This is a genomic window from Pseudomonas sp. HMSC063H08 (assembly GCF_001813645.1).
Classification (GTDB): Bacteria; Pseudomonadota; Gammaproteobacteria; order Pseudomonadales; family Pseudomonadaceae; genus Pseudomonas; species Pseudomonas aeruginosa.
Genome location: NZ_KV813429.1, coordinates 172451 through 173118 on the forward strand (window position 1 = coordinate 172451; position 668 = coordinate 173118).

Sequence of the window (668 nt, forward strand, 5' to 3'; positions counted from 1 at the left end):
CACGATGAAGGGAACAGCAAGACCGCCTCCCTCCCACCTCCACACACCCGGCCTTGGGCAAGTGCGCAGCACGCGCAGGCCCGCGAGGGCCGGAGTTGCGCCATCGGGCGCAGCAAAAAGGGGGCCGAAGCCCCCAATGGTCAAATCAGGCCGCACTCGGCGAATGACGTGGTGCGAGTCCCCGCAACGATGATGTGATCCAGCGTGCGAACGTCCACCAGCGCCAGCGCCTGCCGAAGCTGCGCGGTCATCGCTCTGTCGGCCGCGCTCGGCTCGGGGTTCCCACTCGGATGGTTGTGCGAAACGATGACCGCCGCCGCATTGAGCCGCAGCGCCTGCTTCACCACCTCGCGCGGATGCACCTCGGCGGCGTCGATCGTGCCGTGAAACATCTCCACGTAGTCGATCAGCCGATGGCGCGTATCGAGAAACAGGACGGCAAAGACTTCGTGCTCGAAGCCAGCCAGCTTGGCGCGCAGGTAGTCCTTGACCGCCGCTGGCGAACTGAACGATGCACCGCGCTGCATCTTCTGGTCGATGACCTGGCGCGCAGCTTCCAGAATCTGGTCGGCATCCGCCGGCCGATAGCGCCCACGGCCATCGCGCACCATCAACGGGGTATCGAGAGAGAGGGAGAGTTGCGACATGATCGTGCTCCGGTTGCTCGG

At 65.4% G+C, this 668-nt stretch carries 1 protein-coding gene; it reads right to left on the reverse strand.

Annotation, left to right across the window (positions count from 1 at the left end; translation table 11 throughout):
- Window positions 1-140: 140 nt before the first annotated feature.
- Entirely contained in the window at window positions 141-647 is a 507-nt protein-coding gene (radC, locus tag HMPREF2924_RS12845; RefSeq protein WP_003139036.1) for a RadC family protein, read from the reverse strand.
- Between the last annotated feature and the right edge of the window lie 21 nt (window positions 648-668).